This is a genomic window from Planktothrix sp. FACHB-1355 (assembly GCF_014748295.1).
In the GTDB taxonomy this organism is placed as follows: domain Bacteria; phylum Cyanobacteriota; class Cyanobacteriia; order Cyanobacteriales; family Aerosakkonemataceae; genus Aerosakkonema; species Aerosakkonema funiforme_A.
Genome location: NZ_JACJUP010001208.1, coordinates 1 through 2,072, shown reverse-complemented (window position 1 = coordinate 2,072; position 2,072 = coordinate 1). Strand labels below are relative to the sequence as shown.

Here is a 2,072-nt window from a genome sequence, read left to right as displayed (position 1 = left end):
TTTTGGGTGCTGGATTGGTGTCATCTCCGGATCGTATTTGTTTTGTTGAGGAAGCGATCGCCACATTCCTGGCAGCACTATCGAACTCCCCGTACACGGAGGGAGATGAAAAGAGCGAGTTGCCATCCACAAATGATTCCAGACAGCAGATAAATAGAAAACTAACTTGGCGGGGTAGCACAGTCATACTCCACACTGGGGCAATTACTACCGAACTCGCTTTAGTGGATTTACCCAAGAATATCGAAGATTTAACTTATGCTGACTTCACACTCCGTAGTTTTCCTTATGCAGGCTCTTATCTAGACCAAGATATTATCTGCCAATTGCTTTTGAATCCTGAGACAATTTCTTTACTCAGCATTCCAGAGTCATTACTTAGTAAAAATTTAGACTTGCCGCTGGCGGGAGAGCCCGATTTGCCAACTCGTTACCTGTGGCAACAAAGATTGGAGAGTACTCCATTTGGGAAAAATTTATTGGCATCGGCACAATATGCAAAGCACGTATTGCTACATCAAGAAAGCTTTACTTTAGAAATTGGCGAAAACCGTTGGGTTTTGCGGCGACAAGACTTGGAAAACCGCGTTTTTGCCCCTTTTATTCAACGCCTGAATCGAGAATTGAACACTTTGCTTGCTGTGCTGGGAATACCTGTAGAAGCGATCGAGCAAGTGATTTGTACTGGTGGCACAGCTTTGTTACCCAGCGTAACCGACTGGCTGCGTCAAAAACTCCCCAATGCCACTTTAATTAAGGATGAAGGCGGAGGCATAAAAAATCGAGTTAATCATTCTGGAAGAGTGGCGTTGGGATTGGCATCCTTGCCTCTGTATACCCAAGTATTCGATCGATTCAAGCAACAGTACAGCGAGTACTTTCTACTGGCAGAACTTCTGCGCGTATTTGGAGAAAAACCGCTTCCTGTCGGGAGAATTTTTCAGCTGCTGGAACGTAGGGGTATTAATACTCAAGCTTGCCAAGGACGCCTTTTGGCTCTTCTGGAGGGAGAGCTTCCCATCGGTGTTGTTCCTTCTCTAATGGATGCAGACTTGCTCACTCAGGAATCGTGGCAAAATCCTGTATATCAGGCGCTTACAGCTAGGAAACTCTTTTATAAAGAAGATAATCACACCTATTGGTTAAATTCCGAACAAGGCGATCGCTTGCGTCTATATTTGAAGGCACTGCTGGAGCAAACTCACCAAAAATTAGAGGAACCTTACGCTGTTTATTGGTTAGCACCAACAGACAACACCGATACTTAATTACGTTTGACTACAGCAGATATAAAACAACACACCCATTTAGGTGAAAATACTAAAACTTTAAAAAGCAAGTTAATACTACAAAGATTCCGTAAAGTCAGTACTCTTACTCCTCTCGACGGCACAGAGCGAGGTTATATTGCGTTTAAGCTCATTGACCTACTCTTGACTGACTGGGAACTGCAATGATTACATCTGACTTATCCGGTGCTTTCTCCATCAAATCTTCTCTCAATCCTCGATACAAACTCAGTTTTGCTAGAAAATCGCTGCATCCTTCTGTCAGAAGCAAAGCCAAACGCGCGATCGATCTTGTCGGATCTGTAGTGGGATTGGGTATCGCTGCTGTTGTGGCCATTCCTGTCGCGATCGCTACACAACTGGACAGTCCGGGCCCAATTTTATACAGCCAAATGCGCTGCGGTTTGAACGGTCGCCTGTTCCGCATTTGGAAATTCCGGTCAATGGTCATTAATGCCGAGCGGATGAAAGATGCGGTAGAAAACCAAGCAAACGGTCAGATCTTTAAAAATGAGAACGACCCTCGCATCACCCGCGTTGGTAGATTCTTGCGTCGTACAAGCTTAGACGAATTACCCCAATTCTGGAATGTGTTGGTGGGGGATATGAGCTTAGTGGGAACTCGTCCCCCCACAGTAGATGAAGTCCTCAAATACGAAAGCCACCATTGGGAGCGGTTGCGGGTCAAGCCCGGTATAACTGGCGAATGGCAGGCTAACGGTCGTTCCACAGTCAAAGATTTTGAAGAAATCGTGCGGATGGATGTGGACTACCAACGCAAGT

1 protein-coding gene and 1 pseudogene are annotated in these 2,072 nt (G+C 45.4%); both read left to right on the top strand.

From position 1 onward, the window contains the following. Positions 1-1,268, top strand: a pseudogene (locus H6S82_RS30830) (hypothetical protein); the annotation flags it as partial. A gap of 185 nt (positions 1,269-1,453) precedes the next feature. After that, positions 1,454-2,072, top strand: a 619-nt coding sequence (locus H6S82_RS30825) for a sugar transferase (protein ID WP_191057299.1), incomplete at its 3' end; no start/stop codon positions are given.